Annotated in this window: 3 protein-coding genes and 1 riboswitch; of the genes, 1 reads left to right on the top strand and 2 read right to left on the bottom strand. The window is 44.1% G+C overall.

Annotated elements, in window-relative coordinates; translation table 11 throughout:
• Positions 1-797: TonB-dependent receptor (locus ABY436_RS19720; protein ID WP_372740634.1), on the bottom strand; the 797-nt coding region annotated here is incomplete at its 3' end.
• A 54-nt stretch (positions 798-851) separates the two neighbouring features.
• A riboswitch (TPP riboswitch) is annotated at positions 852-982 on the bottom strand.
• 253 nt (positions 983-1,235) lie between these two features.
• Between ABY436_RS19720 and ABY436_RS19715 the strand changes: the two genes are divergently transcribed.
• Positions 1,236-2,435 (top strand): hypothetical protein, encoded by a 1,200-nt coding sequence (locus ABY436_RS19715; RefSeq protein WP_372740633.1) that lies wholly within the window; start codon positions 1,236-1,238, stop codon positions 2,433-2,435.
• Positions 2,436-2,558: 123 nt separating this feature from the next.
• On the opposite strand, the gene ABY436_RS19710 is transcribed toward ABY436_RS19715, so the two are convergent.
• Positions 2,559-3,051 (bottom strand): CoA-transferase (locus ABY436_RS19710; protein WP_372740632.1); only part of this gene is annotated, 493 nt, incomplete at its 5' end.

Below are 3,051 nucleotides of genomic sequence, written 5' to 3'. Positions count from 1 at the left end.
GTGCGGGTGTTATCCAGTGAAAAAGCATCATAACCGTTATCAATATTGGCATAAAAAGCAGTCAGATCAATCATATGATAGTCGCTTGCTTCTATGCGTAATTTGCCGCGAAACAGCGTTTCATCAATGTTGTTGGTGTTGTCTTCGTTGAGGTAGTCGTTTTCGGTAAAACCATCACTTTTATTGCTCTCAAAGGCGACGCGATAACCTACGCTATCATTAATCGGCCCGCCGACAGCAGCAGAAAGGCGACGCGTATTATACGAGCTAATAGTGGTTTCGATATTGCCCTTCGTGACGGTTGTTGGGTCGTTAGAGCGGATGTTAATCAGACCCGCCAGCGCATTAGCGCCATACAATGTACCTTGTGGTCCGCGCAGGATTTCTACTTGCTGAGCATCCAGCATGGTGGCTGCGCCGCCAATGTTACTCATATCGATACCATCCATGATGACTCCCACGGATGGATTAATAGGTCCGATGAACTGGCTGCGTTCACCAATACCGCGAATCTGGAAGTATTTGGCGCGTGATGCACCGCTGGAAGAGTTCACATTGGGTGCCAGATTAATTAAGTCTTCCAAATGGTCTGCGTTGCGTTCTTCAATAGCTTGGTCATTGACTACCGTTAAGCTTGTCGGTACTTCCTGAATAGCGGCACCACGAAAACCTGATGTGACGACAATGGCCGGAAGTGAAAAATTGTTATCGGCGTCATTAGCGGCAAGGGCGTAATTCGCTGAAAGAACAGCCAGTGTTAATGTGGATTTAATAAATACGGCAGGTTTTAAAGTCATTCAAGTCTCCGGAAACAGCTCAGAGACCCGGTTGAGAAGCGGGAAAATAAAGGAGTGGTGCGACTTTCCTATTCCTACGCCGGTATCATCCGGATCAGGTTCAAAGGGTTCGCATTCCATATGCATCTCAGGCGAAGAGAGAATTTGATCGTCTCTCTGTTTCTATCCCACCCCTTAGGAATTACTCAATAAGAGTAAACTGATAGCGATTATAAACGTTAAATTATTAAAAGATAGGAAGCAAAAGAATAATATGGACTACGCTGTATATATCTTGTGATTTGAGGCGTCGCTGTTAGGTATTTTATGCTCATGTTAGTGGCTGAAAAGCGTTAGTAGCGAACAAATTGCTAATACAATATTATGTTCTTTGAGCTTAAAATAATCTAACTAATTGTATTGTGTAGGCTTCTTATAATGTTTACAGGTTGGTCAAACATGGATCGTAGGTGGTCAATCGTCGCTTTTTTTATAATTATACCTGTGTATTTAGTCGTAGAAAGCGATGCAGGCTCTGTAGAACCGGTAGAAGAAGTATCCTTTTCATATGATATGTATGAAAAGTGGAATCAGCGGATTTTGGAGTATTCTCGCAAGGGAGATTTGCTTCGTTCTTTGGGTTTGATAAGCGAAGGCCAGCAGAATAGTGTCATCAGTAATTACGAGGCTGATATTCTTCACAGTCAATTGCTTATTGAACATGCACGATTTTCAGAAGCGAAACGAATCCTTCAAAGTCTCCTTATCAATCATCCGAAGAAATTTGAAGCTTACAACGATTTAGCGTTAGTGCTGGTTCATCAAGGTAAGCATGCTGAAGCAATGAAGATGCTGTTGGCTGCGAAGAATATTAAATCTGATCATATGACGATTATTCAGAATATACATACCCTTTCGGTATATCTGGATAATTTTTCTAGTCCAGGGATAACTAGTTCGGAGCTAGCTGGCCCCGATCTACCTAGTTCAGAGCTGGCTGGTTCAGTTCTAACCGGTGTGGAAAGCCTGGCTGATGTTTCACTGGTTTTTTTATCGGGAAGAGGCTTGCCAGTAGCGCTGCAATATTCAGATAGCGGGTTTATAGAAAATAATAGTCACAATGCTACGGAGTTTTCAATTTCCTCTACCCCGGCGACATTCAACGATAGTGAGCCTGAGCAAGATGTTTTGCCGCTACTTATCACGCAAGCCAAACACTCTGAAGCCGAAGTAGCCGAAGTAGCCGAAGTAGCCGAAGTAGCCGAAGTAGCCGAAGTAGCTGAAGTAGCTGAAGTAGCTGAAGTAGTCTCCCGGGAAACTCCTGAAGTAGATGTCGAAAAGGCATTGCTGGATTGGGCAGCTGCCTGGTCACGCCAGGATGTGAATGCTTATTTGGACTTTTATATCCAAGGTTACAAGTCGGTAAAGCATGATAGTCATCAGCAATGGGCAGCAGAAAGAACAAGGCGCATCAATAAAGCTACACAGGTGCAGGTTACATTGGAAAATATTGATATTACGGTTGATGCGTTAGTCACTGCTCATGCGCGCTTCAGGCAAATCTATCGGGCTAAGAACTATAGTGATGTTGCTGACAAGCAGGTGAGTCTTTATAAGTTCACAGATGGCTGGAAGATTATCAGAGAGGTGAGTGAGTAAGTAACGGTAAGAGGGGGCGGAAAAAGGGGACGTCAGAAGGTTTAGCTGAAAATCCCGAACTTGCTTAAACAGAGAAGTAAACAAGTCCGGGTAATCAGCAATATAATTGCTTTCAGGCAGTCCTTAGAAAACCATTTCCGGTACATGATCAGGTACGATCAGCTTACCTTCAGTTTTAGCAATGATCTCTTCAACAGAGATACCCGGAGCGCGCTCTTTGAGGATGAAAGCTCCATCTTCAATTTCCAGATATGCCAGATCAGTTAATACTTTTTTGATACAGCCTGCACCGGTCAGTGGAAGCGAACATTTAGTCAGTAGTTTTGACTCACCATGTTTAGAGGCATGAGTCATAGTGACGATAATGTTATCGGCACCAGCCACCAAGTCCATTGCGCCGCCCATGCCTTTGATGAGTTTGCCCGGAATCATGTAAGAGGCAATATTCCCCTCTACATCAACCTCAAATGCACCCAAAACAGTAAGGTCAACATGACCACCACGGATCATGGCAAATGATTCGGCGGACGAGAAGATAGATGCGCCCGTGGCGGCCGTTACTGTTTGTTTGCCGGCATTGATCATATCGGCGTCGATTTGATCTTCAGTCGGAAAT

This window comes from Neptunomonas sp., assembly GCF_041601355.1.
Taxonomy (GTDB): Bacteria; Pseudomonadota; Gammaproteobacteria; order Pseudomonadales; family Balneatricaceae; genus Neptunomonas.
This window is presented reverse-complemented; position numbering and strand designations above follow the sequence as displayed.